Genomic DNA, 24,656 nt, shown 5'->3' with positions numbered 1-24,656 from the left:
ATCTCTTATCCCATAAAGTATTTTCGTTTATATTGGCTCGGCGACAGCCCCGTCCTTTTCTTAAACACCCTGCAGAAATAGCTGTGATCAGAGAAACCGACCAGCCCGCTGATTTCTGATATTGTAGCCTCCCCCTTCAGCAGCAGCTTTGAGGCTTCCTCAATCCTGATTTTATTCAGCTGCTCAATAAAGCTTCCCTCGTTATGGGCGGAAAAGTAGCTGGATAAATAGGAAGGATTAAAATGAAAGTGCCTGGCAGCTTCCGTCAGGGTGATAGGCTCTGCATAATGTTTTTTCATATATTCAATGATTTTTTTAATAGTGATGCTGTTTTGTTTCTCAGCAGGAATAAGGGAAGCATCCACCTCTCCGATAAAGCGCTCCAGGACATCAAGCGCCTCCTTTGCAGTTCCTGCATCTTCAACAGCCTTAAAATATTCATATTTTTTCTTTTGGAGATCTCCGGCTTCAACATCCATATTCCCAAGAATGACCGTAATATTAAAAATGATATTTCCCAAAAATGCTTTAAACTCAAAAGGCTCGATAGATCTGCCCTTTGCCAGGTAAGCCGCATGCTCACTCAAGTGGGCCAGGGCAGAATGGACATTTCTGCTTTTGAATTCCTCTGTAAACCACTCCAGGCTGAACTCGATCCTGCCGGAAGAAGCAGCAGGCAGCTCTTCTTCCTGTAAGATCCCCTTATCGGGAAAATAAAAATAATAGGGAAGCAGCTTCAGGATGCTGCCCTTCCACACAGCACCGAGCTCGGAGAAACTCTCAAATTTACGGCTGAGCGCGAAGGCAGCTGTATTTTCGGAAGCAGCAGCTTCCTCAATCGCAAGGAGAATCACTGCCTCATCTTCCTCTTCCATATTGATTAAAATCCCTGCTATACTTTCGTCCGTGAAAAATGGCACTGCAGCCGCATTAAATGCCTTTTCATGGATACCTGCTTTGACTTGGCGGGCAAGCTCTGCTGCAGTCTTCGCTGCACGCTTAGCCTCTATTCCCAGCAGATAAAAGGCCGGGAAGGGAAAATTTTCTTCTATAGCCGGCTGGTCTAACTTCACTTCATAGCCGGCAGCCAGCTTTTCTATCACTGATTCTATCGAATGGCCTCTGGTTCCCTCTGGCTGCATGAGGGAGGGAATTTTGCCGGCAGCTGTCTGGAGCACTTTCAGCAGTGCTTCCGCATCGAGCTTTGGTTTTAAGATATAGTCAACTGCCCCATTCTGGAAGGCCGTCCTTACATAATCGAATTCCCCATAGCTGCTCAATACAATAATCTTTATATCAGGATAGCGCTCCGTCACTATCCTTGTCAGTTCCTCGCCATCCATAATCGGCATAACAATGTCTGTCAGAATGATATGCGGCCTTACTGCCTCAATCATGGCCAGCGCCTCCTGCCCGTTCGAGGCTTCACCCGCAATCTTAAAGCCGGCCTGCTCATAATCCATATAATGCTTGATTCCCTGCCTTATCAAAACCTCGTCATCCACGATAAGTACTCTGCACAGCTCTTCCTTCAGCATAATTGACCCCTCCATGCAGGAATTTGTGTTTTTCTTTATTATAAATTATTACCGGAAACGTTTTCATATTTATTGAAGTTAGTTTTGAATGTGTCAAAGCGATAGATTATCTGAAATGAATATGATTCCACCAAATTTTTTAAAGTTTCTACATAAAAACTGAATTATTCTACATAAATTCTGCTTTTTTCTACATAAAAACCGCTGGATTCAACAAAAGTACATTTTAAGGAAAAAACTAAAAAGCGCCGGTCCTCTCAGGACCAGCGCTTCCCTACGTTCATTTTTATTTATCTTCCGCAACCTTCACCAGCTGCTTGCCCATATTCTTTCCTTCAAAAAGGCCAAGGAAGGCATCAAGGATATTATCAAATCCTTCTGTTATGGTTTCTTCGTACTTGAGCTTCCCTTCACTGACCCATTTGCCAAGATCGGCAGCTGCTTCTTTGTAGCGGCTGGCATAATCTCCGACTGTGAAGCCTTTCATGAGGGCGCTCGTTTTGATCAGCTGGCCCTGGACACGCGGACCTGTGTCTTCGCCCTGTTTGTTATACGCTGAGATAGCTCCGCATACCGGCACCCTTGCAAATTTGTTCAAAAGGCTGATGGCTGCATCGCCAATTTCCCCGCCGACATTTTCAAAGTATACATCAATGCCGTCCGGACAGGCCTTTTCCAAAGCCTTGCGGATATCGCCAGCTGTTTTGTAGTTGATGGCTTCATCGAATCCAAGCTCATCCTTCAGATAAGAAATTTTCTCATCGGACCCTGCAATCCCAACAACACGGGCACCCTTGATTTTAGCAATCTGGCCGACCGCCGACCCTACGGCTCCTGCCGCGCCTGAAACAACAACTGTTTCGTTCTCCTTCGGCTGCCCGATGTCTAGAAGCCCAAAATAGGCAGTCAAGCCTGGCATTCCTAAAATACCAAGGTGAGTAGAAATGGGGGCAAACTGGGAATCGATTTTGCGGACTGCCTTTTCTGAAGCGATGGAATACTCCTGCCATGGCAGCATCCCGACAATATAGTCCCCCTCATGGAAATGTGCAGAATTGGACTTTACAACCTTGGCCACTCCTCCGCCGTGAAGCGCCTCATCGAGCTTGAATGGCTCAACATAAGATTTTGCATCAGACATCCGCCCGCGCATATAAGGATCCACCGACAGATAAATCGTCTGAAGCAGAACTTCCCCTTCCTTCGGCTCCTCGACCTTCATATCGATAAACCGGAAATCATCCTTCACAGGGGTTCCCTTCGGACGTGAAGCAAGCTGAATTTGCTGCTGAGTATTCGGTAGCATGGTCATCCTCCTCTTAAATGATAATTGCACTTTACCATAACAGTGAATGGTGATTCAATCTTGAAGGGCCAGCATCCGTACATCCCGACGAAATACCCAGCGCTCCTCCCGCCGTGTCAGGCACCGTAAAGAGACAGTTTCCGGCCTTTTGTCCACGGAGGGTTGCTTAGGCACGGTGAAACCAAATGCCTGCTCGTTCGTATATAATCATAAGGGAAAATATGTAATCACAATCATTCCATCCCCGCGATAACTTTAAATGAGGTGAACCCCTGTGCCGACCTTACTTGTTGTTAATCTTTGTATTGTTTTATTTCTTTCTGCTTTTATATCCTATATTACGAAGGACGGAGAAAAGAAGGACAAGGGATTTAATTTATCTTATTATCAATTGAGCCATAGGAGAAAAGTGATTCGCTCCTTATGGGAGCTGCCTTTCCTCATTCTCCTCCTGACCCTGATGTTCTATCTCACGGATTTTGAGAATATCTATAAGCTGTCCCTTTCCGCCCTGCTGATCTTCGTTTTCATTGGCCAGTTCTGCTACAACTACTATAAATGGAAGCAGCAGGAAAAGGCATGATCGGTTGAGATCATGCCTTTTCCTCGTTCCGCGTGCCTGGTACCGCAAAAAGACAGATACCCGCAATTTGTCCACACACGGTGAATGACACTGGCAGCATCCTTTTAGAAAATGGTCCCCTTAAACTTCTCCGGCTTTGTAACATAGCTTTCAATTATGTACCCGCAGCCAGTGCAGATGATATGCTCAACTGTTGATCCAAAGCTCATCTTATTTTCAGGGCTTATGGCTGCATAGCCGTTCTGCTTGCCTTTCCCCAATTCCTTTTCTCCGCATTTCGGACATTCCCTGGCTATTTTTTTCATCAGGACTCCTCCTTCTTTCATCTTTCTTTTATTAAAATACGAAAGAGGCATGATAAAGTTTCACTATCTGGAGTCACTTCTCTATCCCAAAACGCTTCTCTTCAGGTCCTCCGCCCTTGGCTTCCAAATCATGTGATGGGCACCACCGCCCCAATAATCCTTCATCACAACATCAGGCTGGCCGAATTTCCGCTTCCATATTTCCTGCGCTCTTTTATACCCGCTGTCCAGACAAAACTCCTTTATTCCCTTTTCATGAAAGACTGGGTACAGGCTGCTCAGCAGTCTGCTGCCAATACCCTGTCCCTGACAAGCAGGATGAACAAAAACAGTGCCAACTTCAAATAAATGGCTGTACCCCTGATTGGTGTGCTCCAAAATCAGCCTGCTGGCCGGCCCAAACTCAACAGTCCCAATCAACCTTCCTTCCGCCTCTGCAAGCAAAAAATAACGGCCCTCTCCCCGGCTTGAAAAATCCTGCTGCACGTACTCTTTTTTTGATTCAATCTCTTTTTCCATACCTTCGGAAAGTCCGCCAATGCCTTCCTTGATAAATGTATCGGTGATGACCATTCTGAAAAAATCATTTAACCTTGCTATATCTTCGCAAACAGGTCTCCTAATCTTTATCTCTATCATCTTTTTGATAACCCCAATCTATTGATAAAATGCCGCTGCTGCAAGGCCAAGGCAAACTGCTGATGCTATAAATAAAGCAGCTGAAGCCCCCCGGCTTGCCTTAAGCTTTATCCCCCAGGCACCGAAGAATACCGCAGCCGAAATTTTAGAAGTTCCTTGAAAGAATGCGCCTCCATCTGCAAAAACAGAACTGCTGAATAGAATAGACAAAAGCAGAGAACCTGCAATGAGAATCTTGAACCATAGGGGCTCCCTTAAAAACAGACCAGCAAACAGCTTTATCTTTTTCATTGCTCATAACTCCCTTCTAGAATAGGAAACATTTGTTTTAAAAAGGATTGCATTTGAAGGAATATTTAAGAGAAGTTTAAAGTTTTCGTGATATATAGAAAATCCTTTCAGCCGGATATCTGTCTCTATATTACGTAGAAAATTCGATTAAGTTGCATTCCTACTGGAAAAATTTTCAGAAATCTCTTTGGGTTAGCCAGTTAACACAGCAGCCCTAAATGCTTAACAGATTTCTATAAGAATGCTTTGCTTTTGGTTTCATAAGAAAACTCAGATACACCGATTAATCCAACCTTAGAATTCTCTGCACCAATAGAAAAAACCTGCACAGTTCAGACTGTACAGGCTCAAATCTTAGATTCCCTGCTGCTCTTGAGAGAATTTAAAGGTAGTAGCTGACCGGAAACTTTCTCCCTTTTTCAAAATACAAGATGGAAATTCCGGGTGATGCACCGCATCAGGAAGTCTCTGGGTTTCCAGGCATACCCCCAGATGATTGCTGGCTTTGACGCCTCTTATGGAGAATGGCCCCTCCAGTGTATTGCTTGTATACAGGACAACGGCAGGCTGGTCTGTTTCCACGACAAGGCGCCGGCCGCTTTCTGCGTCGAATAAGGTGATTTCTTCATTCCCGTTTTCAGCAAGCAGGAACGGATGGTCATAGCCGCTGCCGACCCGTATATTCTGCGGGTTTTCCGAGGTATTTCCATCCTTAAGTTTCCGGCCTTTCGTGAAATCAAATACGGTTCCATCGACAGGCAGGAGCTCCCCGGTCGGTATGAGCGCTTCGTTCAGTTCCGCAAACCGGCCGCTTTTAAGCGTCAGTTCATGATCGAGGATATCCCTTTTCAGATCTCCGCTCAGATTAAAATACGAATGATTCGTTACATTGACGATCGTATCTTCATCACTGGTTCCTTCATAGCTGATCTCCAGTTCGTTCCGGTCATTCAATGTGTAAGTAACCTTCATTTCAAGATTTCCTGGATAGCCTTCTTCGCCATCCTTGCTGACGTACCGGAAGATGACGCTTGCTGAATCCGGGCCTTCTGTGACTTCTGCATCCCACAGCTTTTTATCAAAACCTTCCACGCCGCCGTGAAGATTATTTCCGCCATTATTTTTGGCAAGCTTATAGGTTTTCCCGTTCAGCTCAAATTCCCCGCCGGCAATCCTCCCGGCATGGCGCCCGCAAACTGCTCCAAAGTATGGGGAATGCTGCTGGTACTCTTCCAGAGTATCAAAGCCCAGAACAACATTTTCCATCCGCCCATCCCGGTCCGGCACAAGGATTTTCGTGATGATACACCCATAATCGAGGCAGGAAACCTCCATTCCCTGCTCATTCACCAGTGTAAAGATGGAAACTGTCCGTCCATCCGGCTCTGCAAACTTCTCTCTAACTGCCTTCATTTGCAAGACTCCCATTCTTTTAAAAAATGTAATTCAATATTCCAATCAATCAAGTCCCGCCAGGAGATCAGCAAACCTGCGGAATGCCGCCAGGCCCGATTCAGTCTGCTTGAACACGCCTGCATCCTCGAGAACCCTTACAAACTTATACCCGATTTCTTTCCGTATAATAGATCCGGCTGTTTCCCCGGTTAACTTAGCCGCATATTTCTCTTTCATTTCAGCTGCCCACGGCAAATGGTAGTCCTCTACCTCTGCAGGCTGGCCCAGCAGATATTTTTCTATCTCCTGAATTTCCTTTTCCAATCTAGCAGGCAGAACAGCAAGCCCCATGACTTCAATCAAGCCAATGTTCTCTTTTTTAATGTGATGGACATCGGCATGCGGATGGAAAATGCCGATCGGATGCTCAGTGCTCGTGCGGTTGTTCCTGAGGACAAGATCCAGTTCATAGAGGCCATCCCGCATTCTCGCAATCGGTGTAATGGTATTATGCCTGGTCTCTCCTGTAAATGCTTCTATTTCCACAGCTGCATCACTGTACTGTTTCCAGGCTTCAAGAATCATTTCTGCCGCGTCTGCAAGCTCTTCCTGTTTGTTGCCTTTCAGGCGGATAACCGATAACGGCCATCTCAGCATGCTGGCGCTGATGCCAGGAAAACGCCTTAGCTGGAACGAGCCGATTTCATCTGCACCCGCCATAGCAAACTTATAATTGCCGCCCTGATAATGATCATGGCTGAGTATAGATCCGCCAACAATCGGCAAGTCAGCATTGGAGCCAAGAAAATAATGCGGAAACTTTCCTGTGAACTCCAGCAGTCTCGCAAAAGTGCTGCGGTCGATCTTCATGTCGCGGTGCTCCCCGCAAAGTACAATACAGTGCTCGTTGTAATATACATATGGGGAATATTGCAGAAACCACGCTTCATCAGACAGCTCCAGGTCGATGATCCGATGGTTGGAGCGGGCCGGATGTCCCGGACGGCCTGCATATCCTTCATTTTCTGCACACAGCAGGCACTTCGGATAATTCGAAGAAACAACCTTCATCTCCCGTTCGCGTGCTATCTGCTGCGGATCCTTCTCCGGCTTGGAAAGATTGATCGTGATGTCCAGATCGCCATAATCGGTGGCAATTTTATAATTAATATTTCTTGCAATGCTTTTCGTCTGGATATAGTTGCTGTTCCGGCTGAGGTCGTAAAAATACCTGGTAGCCTCTGCAGGGCTTTCCGCATATTTTTCATAGAACTCTTTATTCACATAAGAAGGCTTCGGAACAAGCACATCCATGATCTTGCTTGAAAGAATATCTTTATCGCTTTCAAGGCCGGCTATCCTGCCTTCAGCCGCTGCAAACCCGATAAGGTCTTCCAATAAATCAGGAATGGTCTTTTCTACTGCTTCGGCATGTTCCGGATACTCGACTAGCCCAAGCAAAGACATGATTTGATTTCGTGCATATATTCTGTCGCGCTGCTCAATCATGCCTAATGCAGCTGCCTTATTGACCAGCGTCTCTATGCTCGTATATACATCCATCCCGAGCCCTCCTTAATCGTTATAGCCGTGCGGATGCGCCTGATGCCAGCTCCAGGCATCTTCAATGATCTGCTTGATGCTTGTTCTCTGCGGATTCCATCCGAGAACTGTTTTTGCTTTCAGTGAGGAAGCGATGAGGGTGCTTGGGTCCCCGCTTCTTCTGGGAACAACTTTAGCCGGAATTTCATGCCCGGTCACCTCACGGACTGCTTCAATCATTTCCTTAACAGAGAAGCCCTGCCCGCTTCCAAGATTGATGATCTCGCTTTTACCGCCATTCTGCAGATATTGCAGGGCAAGCAGATGGGCGGCGATCAGATCCTCGACATGAATATAATCACGGATGCAGGTTCCATCCTCTGTATCATAATCATCGCCGAAGATTGAAATATGTTCCCTCTGTCCAAGGGCCACCTGGAGAATAATCGGAATCAAATGGGTCTCAGGCTGGTGATCTTCGCCGATTTCTCCGGTTGATCTAGCTCCCGCCACATTGAAATAACGGAGGGATACATATTTCAAATCATGGGCCGCTTCGCACCATTTCATGATTTTTTCCATCGTCAGCTTGGTCTCGCCATAGGCGTTTGTAGGATTGGCAGGCATCTCTTCCGTAATCGGCATTGTCTTCTGTTCCCCATAAGTGGCAGCGGTCGAGGAGAACACAATATTCTTTACATCGAACTCAGTCATCACTTCGAGCAGCACCTGTGTGCCGTACACATTATTGTTGAAGTATTTCAGCGGGTCTTCCATGGATTCGCCGACAAGCGAATTGGCTGCAAAATGGAGGACTCCGTCAATGCTTTCATCCTTAAAAACACTGCGCAGAAACTCCTTGTCGCGGATGTCCCCCTGATAAAACTTGGCATCCGGGTGAACCGCTTCCCTGTGGCCTGTCTCCAGGCTGTCGACAACCACTGCTTCGTATTTCTGATCGATCAGCTGATAAACAGCATGTGAACCGATATATCCTGCACCGCCAAGAATTAAAATACTCATCCCTGCACCTCCAAAATGATTTCCTTGGTTCCATCACCGACACTTGCTGCGTAAAAATCTGCTGCATAGCCGATTCTTTCCTTATATTTACTGCCAACCTCTTCAATAAAAGAAGCGGCTTTATCTTTCTCAACAATGGCAATCGCACAGCCGCCAAACCCTGCGCCAGTCATCCGGGCCCCGAGGGTGCCTTCCTGCTGCCAGGCCGCTTCCACCAAAGCATCGAGCTCTTTGCCTGTTACTTCATAATCATCTTTCAGAGACTGATGCGACTCATTCATCAGCTTCCCAAAGTCTTCAAGGCGCCCTTCCTGCAAAGCCTTGAATGCCTTTAGAGTCCGCTGGTTTTCATAGACTGCATGCTTCGCCCTTTTTTGAAAAACTTCATCCCCGATCAGGTGCTTATGCTGTTCAAATTCATCCTCTGATAATTCCCCGAGAGATGTTATGGAGAGTTTCGCCTGCAGCCGGGCAAGTGCTGCCTCACACTCGCTCCGCCTCTCATTATATTTAGAATCAGCCAGCTCCCTGCGCTTATTTGTGTTCATGATCATAATCTGATAGCCTTCCAGATTAATAGGGGCATATTCATACTTCAGGGTATTGCAGTCAAGCAGGATGGCACTGCCGTTTTGCCCCATGCCGATGGCAAATTGATCCATGATGCCGCTGTTGACGCCAATGAATTCGTTCTCGACTTTTTTCCCCAGCTTAACAAGATCTGTCCTGCTGATATTGAACCCAAAAAGCTCATTAACGATCACCCCGACCAGCATCTCCAGTGAAGCAGATGAAGAGAGTCCTGCGCCATTCGGAATGTTGCCGTACACGATTATATCCATTCCGGATGGAAGCCCCCATCCGGCTTCTTCTATATAAGCAATCATACCTTTCGGAAAGTTCGCCCAGCCATGCTCTTTTCTGTACTCCAGCCCATCCAGGGAAAACTCGATAATGCCTGCATCCGGGAAATTCTTTGAATATACCCTGACCAGCCTGTCGCTCCGCTTCTTCGCCGCTCCGTAAGTCCCAAAAGTGATGGCACAAGGGAAAACATGGCCGCCATTATAGTCGGTATGCTCTCCAATTAAATTAATGCGCCCAGGGGAGAAAAAAAGCCGGGTATCTCCAGCTCCAGAGTTGGGGTATATCGTCTGAAATTCATTGATGAGTGTTTGATGTTCCATATTGTTGTCTCCTTTTTTCACAAAGTTAAAAGCTGCTGCTCCGGTTAATCAGTTCAGTCGCCAGAAACACCTTCTTCGCAATCTTCCTGCCCTGATTTCTTTCTAATAATAAATCGACGGCCGCCTCGCCCATCGGCTCTGTATGCACCTTCAAGGTGGTCAGCGCCGGAAAAATATATTTGGATACACTGATATCATTGATTCCGATCACATTGACACGCTCCGGAACCTGGATACCGGCTTCATGGAGGGCCCTCAGGCAGCCGATCGCAATAAGGTCATTGCCAGCAAATACCGCAGTCGGGAGACTCTCCCCTTTATCGTCTATCATCTTTTTCATCAGCGTATAGCCGCTGTCCACGGTAAAGCTTCCCTTATAGATATTCCCTTCATCCAGAAGCCCGCGGCTTGCCATATAATTTCTATAAGCTGATTCGCGTGCATCTTCAATTCCGCCCGATTCATCTTTAAACATCTCTTGTCCGCCGATATAGCCAATGAATTCATGGTCTTTGCTTATTAAATAATCAAGTATTTTCACGGCCGCTTTTTCAAAATCCACGACAACTGAATCATACCGGTCTTCATCCGGGCTGTAATCAGCAAAAACAAGAGCTTCGGTGATTTCTCCCAGAGCATCGGCCTGCGCCTTGCTGAACTTCCCGACAGCTATGATGCCTTGAAGACTTTCACTCTTGGCTTTTTCCAAATCATCGTAAAAATAGTTGGCATATTGGATGCCGAGCTGCTGGCACCGCTGCTCAATGCCATAGCGGATCGACATATAATACAGATCTTCCAGCTCTTCTTTCTCTGTATACCAGTGAATGACAGCAATTTTTAAAGCGGCATCTTTTTTAGCCGGCTTTTTCTTGTAATCCAGCTCTTCTGCAGCTTCAAATATCTTTTTCCGGGTATCGTCTGTAACCGACAGGGAAGCATCATAGTTGAGAACCCTGGAAACGGTGGCAATCGAAACTCCTGCTTTTTCTGCTATCTTCTTGATTGTCGCCATATGCAGCCTCCTTCCGCCCAATAAGTAAATCGCTTACATTTATTTTATTACTTTTAGTAAATAAATCAATGTTTTTACTAAAATTTTTACAAAGTTTTAATCTAACCTGTTTTTATTTACAAATAAAGGAGTGACCTCATCAGGATCACCCCTTTCCTTTTATCTGGTTCTTTCTGCTATTTTTACTTCGTACGGGTTCAAAGTGATTTCGCCGGACAGTTCTGACGATTTACTAATGGGATTTGTTAAAATAAAAAATGAGAGATAGCTACACGCATCTCCCATTTTAACCTCTATTCACTTCCACGCTCCTTCCATCTCCTTTTCCTCCTGCCCGGCTTAATGTTCCTGATATGCAAATCCTTCAATATATTCAAAACCGCCCTGGCAATCATAAGGACACTGCCAGCAAGGAAAAAAGAAATGGCAATCCTCTGATCTACATCAGTCAAATACAAGATGCTGCCGATAAAATATAAGACGCCAAGAAAGAAATCATTCAGCCAGGAGAGCACATTATACCTTTTTTCCACAATCATTTTATACTTCCCGACCTGAATATACACATCCTCATCATTGTCATACACCTTTTTTTCAATCTGCAATGATATCACCCTCCAGTTGGTTTGTTCCCTTTTATTCAATAAGGATTCGTGTTATTTACTGGAAACCAAAAGTCGAGCAGATGATAGATTTTGCTAATTTTATGCAAAATAAAAAGCCGTCCGCAGACAGCTGTTAAAGTCCCTTATACCTGCCAGATTCTCTTTGCCTGTTCCAGGTCATTGAAGCGGATGATGTTTTTCTGCATCGGCGGGGGACATGCCATGTTATATTTCCTGATTTTTTCGTTGATAGCAGCAGCATCTTCTTCTGTACTGCATACATGGACCATTTCCGAGATTTCTTTTTGAAGCTTGAGCCACGGCGGCAAATAGCCCGAATCCTTGGCGATTTTCTGGAAGCGCTGGTAGGTATCCTGCTCGAAATACTCTTTAGGCAGCGGCTTGCCTTTTCCATTAAAGTTATCTTTTTCACCTGCATTTTCAAGAATATCTCCGATTAAATCGTTGTATTTCCTGTCCATCGAAGGCCTCCTATAATAGCATTCTTCCACTATAATATCACTAACTTGAAAAAAATAACATATCAGTAAATAGCCTCTTTTGGCTTTGTTTTCTCAGTCCTTCTTGCTGAAATGTTTCCGCTCATGCTCCAGCAGCCACTCTTTTCTCCAAATACCCCCGGCATAGCCGGTCAACGTCCCGTTTGTGCCAATAATCCGGTGGCAGGGAAACACGATGCTCAGCTGGTTTCTGCCATTCGCTGTCCCCACCGCCCTTACTGCCTTTTCATTCTCAATCAGAGTGGCGATATCCTTGTATGTGCCTGTACTGGCGTAGGGGATGCTAGTCAGTGCATTCCAGACACGCTGCTGAAAATCTGTTCCTACCAGCAAGTATGGGAAGGTGAATTCCCTGCGTTCACCTTTGAAATACTCATCCAGCTGCTGCCAGCATTCTTTTATTGCATCAGGATGTTCATGCTCAAGCTGGTATTCTGCTTTTTCACGTTCAGTAAATAAGATTGAGACAACGGCCTGGTCATTGCCGGCAATTTCAATGGTGCCGATCGGCGATTCATAATCTGCATAATATACTTTATTCATATAAAGACCTCCATAAATAAAAGACTGCATAAGCCTGCCAGCCAGCCCACCGGCTTGCGGATTTTTCAATTTCTTCGATGGATGGCTTTCTGTCTAAGCCCATCTGCAGCTTTAAGGCGTTCTGAAGCCCCGCGTCCCCAATCGGAAAAGCGGACGGATCCAGCAGGCATTTCATCCTAACGTAATCAGCAGTCCACGCACCGACTCCTTTAAGAGACATCAACACATCCCTTGCTCCCGGCTGGCCCAACAGATCATCCTTCTTTAACTTTTCTTCTGCCATCAGCTTCGCAATCCCTATGATATATTCTGCTTTCCGGCCTGTAAACTGCAGCTGTTTCAGCTCCTCCGGGTCAAGGGCAGCAATCCTTTCGGGTTCAGGAAATATCCAAAAGCACCGGCCCTCATAAGAAAAGCAAGTCCCATACTTTTCGGTAAAAGCCTTTTTCAGCTTATAGGCGAAGGTGAGATTGATCTGCTGCCCGATGACCGCCCAGACAAGCGCTTCAAATAAATCCGGTATTCCTATGATCCGCAGTCCGGCATAGCGTTCTGCCAGGCCCTTCAGGAGCGGGTCCCCGGCCGCCACCTCTGCAAATCCCCTTGCATCACGCTTTAAATCAAGCCACTCTTCAATAAAATCAGCCGCCTTCTTTCTTCCATTTTCCGATGGAGCCCCAAGCAAAAAGCCGGCATGAAGATGGGTTTCAGTAGAGCTTATTTTAAGCAGGATCACTTCCCCATCAATGATAATCCCTTTATAAACCGCAGAATCTTCAACATCATGGAGGATCTCCTGGCTTGACCTGCCCAGGAAGACGAGGGCCTCCCTGAAATCAAAATTATCCGGGAGCTCAAGTTCCAGCGAGGATTCCTTATGCTCCCACCTCATTCCTGAAGCACCTGCTTTCTTTTTCGGTATTCACTTGGGGTGCAGGCATTCACTCTCCTGAAGCTCTTGTAAAAGCTTGAAGGACTGTGAAACCCTGCTTCAAAACATATCTCCAGGTTCGTCAGCCCGGAGTGAGCCAGCAGATGGGCAGCTTTATCTACCCGGATCTTTTCCAGGTATTCCCGCGGCGTTTCCGATGTTTCCTCTTTAAATAATCGCTCCAGATAGAAGGCACTGACTCCTGCATCCTCCGCAATGTCCTGCAGGGTCACTTTTTCCCCATAATGATTGATAAGAAAGGAAATGACCTTCCGGACCAGCCCGACTTGAGGAGAATGCTCCACTTCCGGCTGGCATCTTTTGCAGGCCCTATAGCCTTTCTGCTCCGCGTCCGCCTTGCTGAAATAGAATTCCACATTGATCTTTTTCGGCTTCCTTGACCGGCAGGATGGCCGGCAATAGATTTTGGTCGTTTTCACTGCTGTAAAAAAGAGCCCGTCGTATGTCCGGTCACAGGACAGGATCTTTTCCCACATTTCTTCAAAAGACAAAGAAACTTTCTCCAACCTACTCCCTCCTGTCACTCTGCTTTGTATTGCCATTTTACAGGATAAGGCTGCAGGTTTCGTCTTCAATCTTGCTGTTATGGTCCCATCATTGAGACAGTTCTGAAGGATTATTAGACATTCAATATCTCCCGGATATCATCCTCTGTGAGCATTCCCGGACTTTTTCCGCCAGGCTCGATGACCTCTTCAATGAGATTCCGTTTCTTATCCTGCAGTTCATTCATCTTTTCCTCAATGGTTCCGCGGGCCAGCAGCTTGATCACCTGCACATTATGCCTTTGGCCCATTCTGTAGGCCCGGTCTGCAGCCTGGTTCTCGACTGCCGGATTCCACCAGAGATCATAAAGGATGACCGTATCGGCGCCGGTCAGATTCAGGCCGGTCCCTCCTGCCTTCAGGGAAATCAGGAAAAAGTCATGCTCACCGCTGTTAAAGCGCCCGCACAAAGTGACCCTCTCCTCTGAGGGAGTCTGTCCATCCAGGTAGAAGAAGCCGATGCCCTGCCTGGCCAATTCTCTTCCGATCATATCGAGCATTTTCGTGAATTGGGAAAAAATCAGCACCCGCCTGCCGGACAAACGTGATTCTTTAATGATCTGCAGCAGCTGCTCATATTTCGCAGAGCTTCCCTTATAGCCGTCCACGAACAGAGCCGGATGGCAGCATATCTGCCTCAGCCTGGTGAGTCCGGCAAGGATCCTGATCTTGTTTTTTCGGAGCGTATCTTTGTCCAGGTGCTTGAGTGTGTCATGGCGGAGCTTGGCCAGATAGGCGGCATACAGCTTTTTCTGATCTGGCAGCAGCTCGGCTGACTCAAGATATTCTGTCTTTTCCGGAAGCTCGGTCAGCACATCCGATTTTAATCTCCTGAGCAGGAACAGGCCGGTCCTCCTGCTGATTGTCTTCCTTTCCAGGAAACTGAATTCGCGGAGCCCCTGGAAGAGCTCCGGGAAGATCACATGGAAAATCGACCACAGTTCCTCCAGCGAATTTTCGATCGGCGTTCCTGTAAGCGCAAACCGGTTTCCTGCCTGGATCCGTTTAACCGTCCTTGCCGTTTGGGTGACAGGATTTTTGAACGCCTGCGCTTCGTCAAAAAAGACTGTGCTGAAATGCTGTTTCTCATAGCTGCTGATGTCCTTGCGGAGCAGCGGATATGACACAATCAGGACATCCAGCTCTCCTGCTTCTCCCAGCATCTTTTCCCTTTCAGATTTACTGCCGTCCATCACCATGCTCTTGATCTCCGGTGCGAATCTCTCAAATTCACTCTGCCAGTTATAGGTCAGGGAGGATGGGCAAACAATCAGGGCAGGCTGCTGCAGCCTCCGGTTTGCCGGAAGCTCGGACAGGATATAGGCGATGGCCTGCAGTGTCTTCCCCAGACCCATATCATCTGCAAGGATGCCGCCGAACCCATAGCCCGCCAGCGTTTTCAGCCACTGATAGCCTTGCTTTTGATAGTCGCGCAGCACAGGCTCCAGGCTTTCCGGTACAGCAAATTGGCGGCTGCCAGGGGTCCGGATTTCCTCGAGAAAGCTCCGGAAAGAATCTTCAAAGCTGAATACTTCCCCTTCCTCCAAGGAGCCAAGAAGGCGGAGCGCCGGGACAATGGGCATGTTCAGTCCCTCCTCCAGATCCTCATCCTGGGCAGGAACCTCATTCAGAAACCGCCTGATTTCATCAAATTCCCTGGATTCAAGGGAGAGCAGCGCCCCATCCCGCAGCCGGTAATATTTCCTCTTTTCCTCAAGGGAAGCCAATAGGCCGCGGATTTCAAGCTCCGGGATCCCATCCATGGCAAATTTGAATTCCAGCCAGTTGGTCCGCTCTTTTTTCACCTTAACGGAAATGCGCGGGTGCATGCTTTCCCTGAAGATGCGGTTCCGGATCGCGGTTGTCGCATATACCTTGACCATCGCCTGGAGCTTTGGAAGCTGCCGGTACAGAAATTCATATTCCAGCTCTTCATTCTGGAGATAGTAGCCGCTGTCGGTTCTGGCAAAGCTGCTCTCTTCCATCACCTTCAGGATGCTTCTTTCCTTCTCTTCATCCCTGATCAGCAGGAAATCTGTATGAAACTCCTTCTCTTCAAGCGGATTAAAGACGACATTTTCATATTGAAATTCAAGGCTTGCAAGGAGCCTGTTTTTCAGGCGGTCCAAGTATAGTTTGGCTGTCAGCGGCGACTGGATGAGCTGAGTCTTGATCCCGCCCGGGAGATGCACTTCTCCCAGCTTCTTCAACCCTGGTACGACCTTTTCCAGCAGAAAGCCGACCTGCTCTTTTTGTATAGGAATCCGGTCCGTGCCTGAGGCCGCAAGCATCCCCTTCAGGTCTGCCAGGCGCTTGCAGTCCTCATTTTCAAGCTGATATATCATACCCCGGTACAAGACTGACTGATATGCCTGCAGAATTAAGATTTTGTCCATGCCTTTCACCACAAGCCGGCCGCCTTTATTTTCGTTCAGCTCAAAACGGAACGACAATGGCAGCGGCTCTTCCGGCAAGCTGATGCCTTCGTATACCTGCCCTTCATTTTTGAGCTGTACCTTCGGGGCAGCTGTGAGAAAGGAACGGAGCCGCCTCCAGGAGGTAGGAGGGATCAGCAGAATAGACGTGTCCGCTTCTATCATCTTCCCTTCTTTATGAGCCTGTTCATCCTCAATGATCCGCGTCAGCTCCTGTAGGACAGCATCATCTTCTTTCCGAAAATAATGCCCGGCAGGTTCATATGTAAAGAAGGGGGAAATCTCGCTCGTCCTTCTGTCTTTTACATCCATAAGAAATATTCTGATGTCCCTCACCGGGTGCAGGGCTATACTGGCTTCCATTCCCAGCATGGTACTGCCATCTGCAAGAGATATCGGCATGCATGTAAAGCAGGCTTCTGCCGGCTGTCTGTCCTCGAAGTGAAGCTGTTCTCCGCTTGAGCGGGAAGGCTCTTTTTCAAAAATCGTCAGCAGCCCTTCCGCCAGCGACTCATGTCCCTCCCCCTCCACGTCCATCAATGGAGCTGTGCCATTTGTCTGATGATCAAGAATGGCCACCAGGACGGCCGCAATATGCTGGCAGTCTGTTTTGGCAGAAGCAAGCCTCGGACAGCTGCACTCCGCATGGTAGCCGCCTTTCCCGTCCCCCTGAATGCAGACATGGAAATCCTCGGCAGCCATCACATCTGCCTCACAGTATTCCGGCTCATAGCGGCTGAACACTACCTTCTTGGAACGGTAGAAAGAATCCCCTTTCCTAAAAGAAACCAGCCCGCACGATTCTTTTATTTTTTTGCTGTCCAATTGAATGTTCAACTATATCCCCTCGTCCATTATTGATATTGAAATTTTATCATAGAGACAAGGAAAACCCTATTTCTCTTTCCTGCCGATCTGCCTTATAATTGTAAAATTATGGCCTGTCCCCTGGACAGGGGCAGACACTTTCTGATATATTATTATAGTTACTTACGGTAACTATTATCATTGATAACTAAATGAATATAGAGGTGTTTGCCATCAAAACGTTTCAGAAATTCTTTCATCAGCTTTTAATGCTCTACCGCCCGTTTGAAAATAAGCTTAATCAGCTTCTTGCACAGCATCAGCTTCAGAGGGCGCAATGGACGATTTTATATTATATCTCCAATTTTGGCTCAGCCACTCTTGTGGAGCTTTCCCATTACCAGGGCGTTGAAAAGCCGACCGTCACACGGACAATCACCAGGCTGGAGGAGCTCGGCTTTGTGGAACAGGTGCCAAGCAAAGACCGCCGCGAAAAAAGGATGCAGCTCACAGAGCTTGGCCATAAAGTGTACAGCGAAGTGCGGCTGACCATTGATGAATTTGAGCAAAGGATTCTAAAAGGTTTTACAGAAGAAGAACAGCTCAAAGCCATCACCATCATGGAAGGCATCCGCAGCAACTTAATGGAACAGGGGGAAACACATTGAACTCAGAAGCAAAACTTTGGACCAAGGACTTCATCGTTGTATCCTCCATCAACTTTTTTTTAACACTGGTCTTTTACTTGCTGATGGTCACCATTTCTGTCTATGCCGTCAATGAATATGATGCATCGACAAGCCAGGCCGGATTAGTAACAGGGATCTTTATTATCGGGACGCTCATCGGCAGGCTGTTCATCGGGCGCTATATCGATCTGGTCGGACGCAAAAGAATGCTGTTCATTGGACTGATATTCTTTACGCTGACGACGCTTTTATATTTTGTCCATGCCGGGATTGCCTTTCTGCTGGCCAACCGCTTTGTTCACGGAATCACGCTTGGCATGGCCAGTACAGCTACAGGTACAATCGTTGCGCAGATCATACCGGCAGCCCGGAAAGGAGAAGGGATTGGCTACTATAGCATGAGTGCAACACTGGCGACAGCGGTCGGGCCTTTCATCGGGATTTATATGAGCCAGCATACAAGCTTTGAAATGATTTTCAGCTTTTGCCTGGCATTGGGGATTATAAGCCTTGCGACTGCCTTTCTTGTCACTGTCCCGCCTGTCACAGGCACTCCGAAGAGCGCAGAAGCAAAAGGCTTCAGGGTTTCGGACTTTGTGGAACCAAAAGCGCTGCCGATTGCGGTCATCACCCTGGCTATTGCTTTTTGTTATTCCAGTGTCCTGTCTTTTATCAATTTCTATGCGATGGAGCTTGATCTTGTGGATGCTGCAAGCTTCTTCTTTATTGTCTATGCAGTCGCCGTCCTGCTGTCCCGTCCGTTTACAGGGCGCCTGATGGACCTGAAGGGCGCCAACTATATCATGTATCCGGCATTCATCCTGTTCGCCGCCGGCATGCTCCTGTTAAGCACAGCAGGGTCAAGCATTATCCTGCTATTATCAGGTGTCCTGATCGGCCTTGGCTTCGGAAATATGCAGTCAAGCACACAGGCGATCGCCGTCAAGCTGACGGCTCCGCACAGGCTGGGGCTTGCCACTTCCACTTTCTTTATTTTCCTTGACGCCGGCCTTGGATTCGGCCCATACCTGCTTGGCCTCATCATTCCAATAACAGGCTACAGTAGCCTGTATATCATGATGGGCGCCCTGATCCTTTTGTCTGCTGTGCTGTATTATTTCCTGCATGGCAGGAAGGATCATGCTTTACGGTCAGCTGCTGATGCAGTGTAATGAGAAAAGCGCAAGCACCTTGGTCCCCCCGACAAGCACCTGTCAATCCTCCCGGAGATGCGTTCTTTGCCTTTTTGGGAGGATTGGCTTGTGACCTCGAGGGGGTAGGGGCTGGAGCTGGACAGTAATCAAAGTAGTAAAAATATACTTTCTTATTTTTTAAGAAAAGGGGTATCCTCCAGATGTGAGGATATCCTTTTTTATTTCTAGATGTTAGATTGGCCAGACTCACAAAAAGACTTTACATTTTAATTTTTTTGTTTAAAGCAAGAAGTTACTGTAAACCCATTCATTAAATTTCAATTCTGTAGTATCTTTAGAGAAACGAAATAATCAGAAACGTGAGGCTGCAGATATGTGGAAAAATAAGAACGTGTGGATTTTACTGACAGGGGAGTTCATTGCAGGGCTCGGCCTGTGGCTCGGAATCATCGGCAACCTTGAATTTATGCAGGAAAAGGTAGCTTCAGATTTCCTGAAGTCTCTTATTCTTGCAGCAGGCCTGCTTGCCGGCCTTGCGGTTGGTCCCGCAGCCGGCAGGATTACGGATCAGGCAAGCAAGAAAACCGTCATGCTTGTTTCCGGCTTCGCCCGCTCTGTGAGCGTTGTATTTATGCTGATCGCCATCCACACCGGCTCAGTCTGGTGGATGGTCGTTTTCCTCGTCTGCCTGCAAATATCGGCTGCATTCTATTTCCCTGCCCTCCAGGCAGCCATCCCGATGGTGGTCGGCGAGAAAGATCTATTGCAGCTGAACGGCGTGTACATGAATGTATCAACCCTTTCACGAGTGCTTGGAACTGCCGTTGCCGGGGTATTCCTGGTCATCATGTCTTTATCCATGCTCTATCTCTTGTCCCTCGCTGCCTATCTGGGTTTATTCCTTCTCACATGCTTCCTGAGCTTTGAGGAGAAAAAGGAGCCGGAGAAGCAGGAAGATGTCAAACAGAAGCCTGCAGGATTTTCAGAGGTCTTCCCTGTCATCAAGGGACTTCCGATTGTGTTTATGACACTCGTGCTTACGCTTGTCCCGCTATTATTTCTTGGCGGATTCAACCTGATGGTCATCAATATCAGCGAGCTTCAGGACAGCTCGGCCATTAAAGGGTGGATTTATACTGCGGAGGGAGTCGCCTTCATGCTCGGCGCCTTTGCGGTGAAAAAGATCAGCGGCAAAAGCTCGCCTTACAGCATCCTGTTTTTCTTTTCCTTTATCATCGGCATTTCGCAGCTGATCCTTTATTTTGCTGATATACCGGTTCTGTCTGTCCTGGCATTCCTGATCTTCGGGTTTTCTGTCGGCTGCTTCTTCCCGACTGCCGCCACCATCTTCCAGACAAGGGTGCCAAAGGATTTCCACGGCCGCTTCTTCTCTTTCCGGAACATGCTGGACCGCCTGGTCTTCCAAATTGTCCTCCTCATGACCGGATTCCTGCTTGATGCAGTCGGCCTGCAGTATATGAGCGTCATCTTCGGAGCCTTGTCCCTGGTCATGACATGCGCCTTTTACCTGAGGTTCAAGAGCCTGAAAAACGGGATGGAGCTGGCTGAGAAAGCCGGATAAATAGAAACGGCACCTGGATGGGTGCCGTTTTTTTGTTTCTTCACTTATGCTATACTTCCTCCGTGCATGGAAAACAGATAGAAATCTTCCTCGTCAGCGAGGGTCCATCCGTCGAAAAAAGAACTTGCATGGAATAAGTCCAGGAACAAGTCCCCGCACTGTACTATGAGAAACGGACACTGCTCCAGCAGCCTGACATCCTCAAGTCTTTTGCCTGCCAATAGTTCTTTGACAGACTTCCATTCTCTTGAATTTGAGCGTATATCTGTTTCTCCCAGCAGGATCCCATCTGCCTTTCGTATCCTCCAGGGACACTCAATACTGAGATATCCTTTTTCAAATTCAATTATAAATTGACCATCCGTATCAATATTAGTGATTATTTGCCCGATGAATCCCCGGAAAGATATTTTGCTGAATTTAGTATGCCAGAGCCTCCTGGCGTTTGTGATGATCAGTTCATGGATTTTATCCATGGTATAGCCGGGGAGATTATCACCGTACTCGTAATCATCAATGGCGTCGCTGACTTCCTGCCAATCCATCTGTTCCCCGGATAAACCATTTCGCGCTGCACAGATATAAATCTCTTTAACCATTTCAATGGCATTCTCTGCAGGCATCAATAACTTTGCATGCAGCTGCTTTAGATGATATTGAAGGCATTCTTCTTCAGCAGGGGGTTCATGACCGATGCTTTTCATTGCATCGGTAAACATAGCTTCAATTTCAAACACATTGAAGGGCGCCCTCATTCCGGCGAGCTTCTTGATCTCGCGTGTATCCAGTTCAAGACAGCTGCTGGCCCACTCAATATAATCCTCCGCCTGCACTGTTTCATTGTATTTTTTATAGTACAATTCAAACAAGTCTATTGAAACCGCCCCTCTCCTCTTTTATCTCCCATTTATTATAGCTCCAGAGGCGAATGAATGGAGAGATTTTTCCTGTCCAGCACCAAGCTGAAGTAAAGGATAAGAGTGCCATTCCTTCAATCTTTAATTTTTTCTGTACCCAGAAGATACATAGAAAAATCCGCGCCTTCCCCGTTTACCACAAGCACACCGTTATCTGTAAACCTCGGTTTGACCAGCCGTTCTTCTACATGATCAAATGCAGGCAGGGCCACTGCACTGTCATCGATGATCCGGTACAGTTTGACCGTATTCGAATCTTCTTTTTCCGGTATACTCAAAGCCAAATAATCTTCGTATACAGCATAAGCATCGAAGGGAGGAGTCTTTACTTTGTGGAGCTTACCGTCTTCCAGGCTCGTATACGCCAAAACCGGAGCTTTACCGTCATTTGACAGCTCCGCATAGATTTTGTCATCCGTCAGTGTAACATTTGCAGCCCGGTCATAAGGAACTGCGAATTCCCTTTCCTCTTCCCCGCCTTTCAAGTCATAGAGGGTAAAAAGAATATTCTTTTCTCCATTTTCCACAATGGTTTCTGGTATGACAATCTGTCCTTCATCCAGGGTTGTCTGGCTGCTTGTGCCTTCTCCTGTGAGCTCATGCAATTTAGATTCAGATAATGTCAGCAAATCCACCAGTTTATATCCCCATGATTGGCCATCAGCAGACAGATAGCTCAGGGTATTCTCTTCAATCTGAAAATCACCTGCAGCAGCACTGCCAGGAATCTCTTTAACCTCTTTCGTCTTGAGGTTCATTGTGTACACTTTGCTCCGGCTGTCCCACACAAGCCAATCACCATTCACAGCAAATTCATACAAACCTGCCCCCTCTTCCGGCTTGACCAGCGTCTCTGTTGTTTTTGTTTCCTTATTAAAGGAATAGAACCCTTTTCCGTCTGTGTAGACCAGTTCATTCGTTTCCTCTTTATATTGGGAGTTGATGAGAGAAGGATAGCTCGCCTCTGGAACGGTCATTTTTTCTAATGAGGCGTCAAGCTGCTGCTGGACCTCATTCTCTTTTAGCTGTTCCTGGACATATGGTGCGGCGAGTATGCCCGACAAACCCAGGATGGCGGCTGCACTGACAAGGGGCAGAATGAGCCTGCCGTTACGGCGGGGCTTGCGTTCAAGGCGTTTGGCTGCCTCTGTTAAAATTGTCTGCTTCTGCCTGCCTGACATGGTGATATGATCCGGGATGCTGTCCTCAAGCTCTTGTTTAATATCCTTTGGCATCTTCAATCTCCTCCTCTCCCATTGTCAGCCGCGCCATCTTCCTTCCCCTGGCCAGCCTGGTTTTCACCGTATTGGCCGGGCACTTCAAAATATCTCCGATCTCCACTACAGAAAGTTCAGCATAATAATGAAGCCACAGCACTTCCTTATATTTGACCGGCAGCCTGTCGATCAGCCGGAAAGTCCAGTTTTCACCCTCCCGCCTCAGCACTTCCTCCTCAGGGGTAAAATTGGATGAAGGCATCACACTTTTTTTATTAAAGAAATCTATTTTTCGGAAAGACCAGCTTTTCAGGTAGTTTTTGCATTCATTCACTGTCATTCTGTATAAATACGTTTTCACACTTGACCGTCCTTCAAATTGTTCCAGCTTCAGATAATAGCGGATATATACTTCCTGGATGATATCCTCGGCTTTCGCTTCGTCTTTTACAAAGGCATAAGCAAGCCGGGTCAGGTAATGCCCATATTCATCCATGGCTTTTGTAAGCAATACGTCTCTTTCTTGTTTCTCCAATTCCTTCCCCCCTTCTTCCTGGCAGTTAGACAATTCCGAATATGTTCTAGTTTCAAAAAAGTCCCTTTTATTTTATTTTTATCCTATGAATGCAGAAAAAAACCGCCTATCCAGGACAGGCGGCTTGCTGATTAGTATACTTTATCTCCATTGAAGATGGAGTTCTTGACTATCACATAATCCACATTCTTGATGGCGGACAGCTTGTTTCCTCCCGCATAGGAGATGGAGGACTGAAGATCCTGTTCCATTTCGATCAGCGTATCTTCTAAAGCACCTTTGTATTCTACGTGCATTTTCTTGCCTTCAACGTTCTTCTTTTCGCCTTTTTGGAACTCAGAAGCAGATCCGAAGTACTCTTTGTACAGCTTTCCGTTTACTTCAACTGTCTCACCCGGCGATTCTTCATGCCCTGCAAACAGGGAACCGATCATGACCATGGAAGCGCCGAAACGGACTGATTTAGCAATATCGCCATGTGTGCGGATGCCTCCATCCGCAATGATCGGCTTGCTCGCTGCCTTGGCGCACCATCTTAATGCAGCCAATTGCCAGCCGCCGGTTCCGAAGCCGGTTTTAATTTTTGTAATGCAGACCTTCCCTGGCCCGATCCCAACCTTTGTTGCATCGGCACCTGCATTCTCAAGCTCACGGACTGCTTCAGGCGTGCCAACATTGCCTGCGATGACAAAGCTTCCAGGCAGGAGCTGCTTGATATGCTGAATCATTTTGATCACTGCATTGGAATGGCCATGGGCGATGTCGATTGTAATATATTCAGGAACCAGATTTTCCTCAGCCAGCTGCTGAACGAAAGTGTATTCTTCCTCTTTAACACCGACGCTGATTGACGCATATAATCCGCGTGATTTCATATCCCTTACAAATGCAAGGCGCTTCTCAGGCTGGAAGCGATGCATGATGTAAAAATAATTCTTTTCTGCTAATTGAATGGAAATGCGCTCATCAATAATGGTCTGCATATTGGCAGGCACAACCGGCAGCTTAAAGGTGCGTCCTCCAAACTCAACCGTTGTATCACACTCTGTCCTGCTGTTCACAATTGATTTTGCCGGAATTAATTGAATATCCTCGTAATCAAATACATTATCCATGAGTAACACTCCTTATATGTGTATAAAATCAAGTCCTGCTTCCTCGGAAGCATCCAGAGTCAACTATTATTATTCGGCGGGCATTTCCTGCCCCAACCCATTAAAGAGTTTAATATACGAACGATAAAAAGTCAACTCAAATTAATGTTCGTATTTTGCAAGGGAAATATCCTTTGAAAACAGATACATTCTATTTTTCATGTGAAACAGGCTGT

24 protein-coding genes are annotated in these 24,656 nt (G+C 46.9%); 4 read left to right on the top strand and 20 right to left on the bottom strand.

Annotation, left to right across the window (positions count from 1 at the left end; genetic code table 11):
• Positions 1 to 5: 5 nt before the first annotated feature.
• Entirely contained in the window at positions 6 to 1,538 is a 1,533-nt protein-coding gene (locus AC4E8B_RS02605) for a response regulator transcription factor (RefSeq protein ID WP_490216826.1), read from the bottom strand.
• 286 nt (positions 1,539 to 1,824) lie between these two features.
• The gene (locus tag AC4E8B_RS02600) at positions 1,825 to 2,844 is read right to left on the bottom strand and encodes an NADP-dependent oxidoreductase (RefSeq protein ID WP_490216825.1); all 1,020 of its coding nucleotides are present in this window, start codon (positions 2,842 to 2,844) and stop codon (positions 1,825 to 1,827) included.
• A 391-nt stretch (positions 2,845 to 3,235) separates the two neighbouring features.
• Here AC4E8B_RS02600 and AC4E8B_RS02595 point away from each other — a divergent pair, with 391 nt between their 5' ends.
• Positions 3,236 to 3,427 (top strand): hypothetical protein, encoded by a 192-nt coding sequence (locus tag AC4E8B_RS02595; RefSeq protein ID WP_490216824.1) that lies wholly within the window; start codon positions 3,236 to 3,238, stop codon positions 3,425 to 3,427.
• A 104-nt stretch (positions 3,428 to 3,531) separates the two neighbouring features.
• Here AC4E8B_RS02595 and AC4E8B_RS02590 read toward each other — a convergent pair whose 3' ends face one another.
• The 14 genes from AC4E8B_RS02590 to AC4E8B_RS02525 form a co-directional block, all read right to left on the bottom strand.
• Entirely contained in the window at positions 3,532 to 3,732 is a 201-nt protein-coding gene (locus AC4E8B_RS02590; RefSeq protein WP_490216822.1) for a transcription initiation factor TFIIIB, read from the bottom strand.
• Between the two features lie 81 nt (positions 3,733 to 3,813).
• Complete coding sequence (locus tag AC4E8B_RS02585; protein ID WP_490216821.1) at positions 3,814 to 4,371, bottom strand: GNAT family N-acetyltransferase; 558 nt, start codon at positions 4,369 to 4,371, stop codon at positions 3,814 to 3,816.
• A gap of 18 nt (positions 4,372 to 4,389) precedes the next feature.
• Positions 4,390 to 4,662: a hypothetical protein gene (locus AC4E8B_RS02580; RefSeq protein WP_490216820.1), complete on the bottom strand. Its 273-nt coding sequence runs from the start codon at positions 4,660 to 4,662 to the stop codon at positions 4,390 to 4,392.
• Between the two features lie 354 nt (positions 4,663 to 5,016).
• Positions 5,017 to 6,075, bottom strand: coding sequence for an aldose epimerase family protein (locus tag AC4E8B_RS02575; RefSeq protein WP_490216819.1), 1,059 nt, complete (start codon positions 6,073 to 6,075; stop codon positions 5,017 to 5,019).
• A gap of 45 nt (positions 6,076 to 6,120) precedes the next feature.
• Positions 6,121 to 7,620, bottom strand: a complete 1,500-nt coding sequence (gene galT / locus AC4E8B_RS02570; RefSeq protein WP_490216818.1) for a UDP-glucose--hexose-1-phosphate uridylyltransferase — start codon at positions 7,618 to 7,620, stop codon at positions 6,121 to 6,123.
• Positions 7,621 to 7,632: 12 nt separating this feature from the next.
• Positions 7,633 to 8,622 (bottom strand): UDP-glucose 4-epimerase GalE, encoded by a 990-nt coding sequence (gene galE, locus AC4E8B_RS02565; RefSeq protein ID WP_490216816.1) that lies wholly within the window; start codon positions 8,620 to 8,622, stop codon positions 7,633 to 7,635.
• Positions 8,619 to 9,809 (bottom strand): galactokinase, encoded by a 1,191-nt coding sequence (locus tag AC4E8B_RS02560; protein WP_490216815.1) that lies wholly within the window; start codon positions 9,807 to 9,809, stop codon positions 8,619 to 8,621. Before AC4E8B_RS02560 ends, galE begins: the two co-directional genes overlap by 4 nt.
• A 25-nt stretch (positions 9,810 to 9,834) precedes the next feature.
• Positions 9,835 to 10,824 (bottom strand): LacI family DNA-binding transcriptional regulator, encoded by a 990-nt coding sequence (locus AC4E8B_RS02555; protein WP_490216814.1) that lies wholly within the window; start codon positions 10,822 to 10,824, stop codon positions 9,835 to 9,837.
• A gap of 293 nt (positions 10,825 to 11,117) precedes the next feature.
• Complete coding sequence (locus tag AC4E8B_RS02550; RefSeq protein WP_490216813.1) at positions 11,118 to 11,429, bottom strand: YrhK family protein; 312 nt, start codon at positions 11,427 to 11,429, stop codon at positions 11,118 to 11,120.
• A gap of 143 nt (positions 11,430 to 11,572) precedes the next feature.
• The gene (locus AC4E8B_RS02545) at positions 11,573 to 11,911 is read right to left on the bottom strand and encodes a DnaJ family domain-containing protein (protein WP_490216812.1); all 339 of its coding nucleotides are present in this window, start codon (positions 11,909 to 11,911) and stop codon (positions 11,573 to 11,575) included.
• Between the two features lie 93 nt (positions 11,912 to 12,004).
• The gene (locus AC4E8B_RS02540; protein WP_490216811.1) at positions 12,005 to 12,493 is read right to left on the bottom strand and encodes a methylated-DNA--[protein]-cysteine S-methyltransferase; all 489 of its coding nucleotides are present in this window, start codon (positions 12,491 to 12,493) and stop codon (positions 12,005 to 12,007) included.
• Positions 12,486 to 13,385: a DNA-3-methyladenine glycosylase family protein gene (locus AC4E8B_RS02535; protein WP_490216810.1), complete on the bottom strand. Its 900-nt coding sequence runs from the start codon at positions 13,383 to 13,385 to the stop codon at positions 12,486 to 12,488. Before AC4E8B_RS02535 ends, AC4E8B_RS02540 begins: the two co-directional genes overlap by 8 nt.
• Complete coding sequence (locus tag AC4E8B_RS02530) at positions 13,382 to 13,921, bottom strand: bifunctional transcriptional activator/DNA repair enzyme AdaA (RefSeq protein ID WP_490219467.1); 540 nt, start codon at positions 13,919 to 13,921, stop codon at positions 13,382 to 13,384. Before AC4E8B_RS02530 ends, AC4E8B_RS02535 begins: the two co-directional genes overlap by 4 nt.
• Before the next feature lie 143 nt (positions 13,922 to 14,064).
• Complete coding sequence (locus AC4E8B_RS02525) at positions 14,065 to 17,262, bottom strand: DEAD/DEAH box helicase (RefSeq protein ID WP_490216808.1); 3,198 nt, start codon at positions 17,260 to 17,262, stop codon at positions 14,065 to 14,067.
• A 182-nt stretch (positions 17,263 to 17,444) separates the two neighbouring features.
• Between AC4E8B_RS02525 and AC4E8B_RS02520 the strand changes: the two genes are divergently transcribed.
• The 3 genes from AC4E8B_RS02520 (at position 17,445) to AC4E8B_RS02510 (ending at position 20,657) form a co-directional block, all read left to right on the top strand.
• Complete coding sequence (locus AC4E8B_RS02520) at positions 17,445 to 17,900, top strand: MarR family winged helix-turn-helix transcriptional regulator (protein WP_490216806.1); 456 nt, start codon at positions 17,445 to 17,447, stop codon at positions 17,898 to 17,900.
• Positions 17,897 to 19,093 (top strand): MFS transporter, encoded by a 1,197-nt coding sequence (locus tag AC4E8B_RS02515; protein ID WP_490216804.1) that lies wholly within the window; start codon positions 17,897 to 17,899, stop codon positions 19,091 to 19,093. Before AC4E8B_RS02520 ends, AC4E8B_RS02515 begins: the two co-directional genes overlap by 4 nt.
• Before the next feature lie 355 nt (positions 19,094 to 19,448).
• Positions 19,449 to 20,657, top strand: a complete 1,209-nt coding sequence (locus AC4E8B_RS02510; protein WP_490216803.1) for an MFS transporter — start codon at positions 19,449 to 19,451, stop codon at positions 20,655 to 20,657.
• Between the two features lie 44 nt (positions 20,658 to 20,701).
• On the opposite strand, the gene AC4E8B_RS02505 is transcribed toward AC4E8B_RS02510, so the two are convergent.
• The 4 genes from AC4E8B_RS02505 to guaC all read right to left on the bottom strand — a co-directional run bounded on the left by AC4E8B_RS02505 (position 20,702) and on the right by guaC (position 24,441).
• Complete coding sequence (locus tag AC4E8B_RS02505; protein WP_490216801.1) at positions 20,702 to 21,517, bottom strand: hypothetical protein; 816 nt, start codon at positions 21,515 to 21,517, stop codon at positions 20,702 to 20,704.
• A gap of 131 nt (positions 21,518 to 21,648) precedes the next feature.
• Positions 21,649 to 22,809, bottom strand: coding sequence for a hypothetical protein (locus AC4E8B_RS02500; protein ID WP_490216799.1), 1,161 nt, complete (start codon positions 22,807 to 22,809; stop codon positions 21,649 to 21,651).
• On the bottom strand, positions 22,793 to 23,326 hold the full coding sequence (locus AC4E8B_RS02495; protein ID WP_490216797.1) for a sigma-70 family RNA polymerase sigma factor: 534 nt from the start codon (positions 23,324 to 23,326) through the stop codon (positions 22,793 to 22,795). The genes AC4E8B_RS02500 and AC4E8B_RS02495 overlap by 17 nt, the downstream gene beginning before the upstream one ends.
• Positions 23,327 to 23,457: 131 nt before the next feature.
• On the bottom strand, positions 23,458 to 24,441 hold the full coding sequence (guaC, locus tag AC4E8B_RS02490) for a GMP reductase (protein WP_094767991.1): 984 nt from the start codon (positions 24,439 to 24,441) through the stop codon (positions 23,458 to 23,460).
• Between the last annotated feature and the right edge of the window lie 215 nt (positions 24,442 to 24,656).

It is taken from the genome of Bacillus sp. SRL543 (assembly GCF_984799205.1).
Note: the sequence above shows the minus strand (reverse complement) of the source record. Positions and strands in the feature narration are given on the sequence as shown.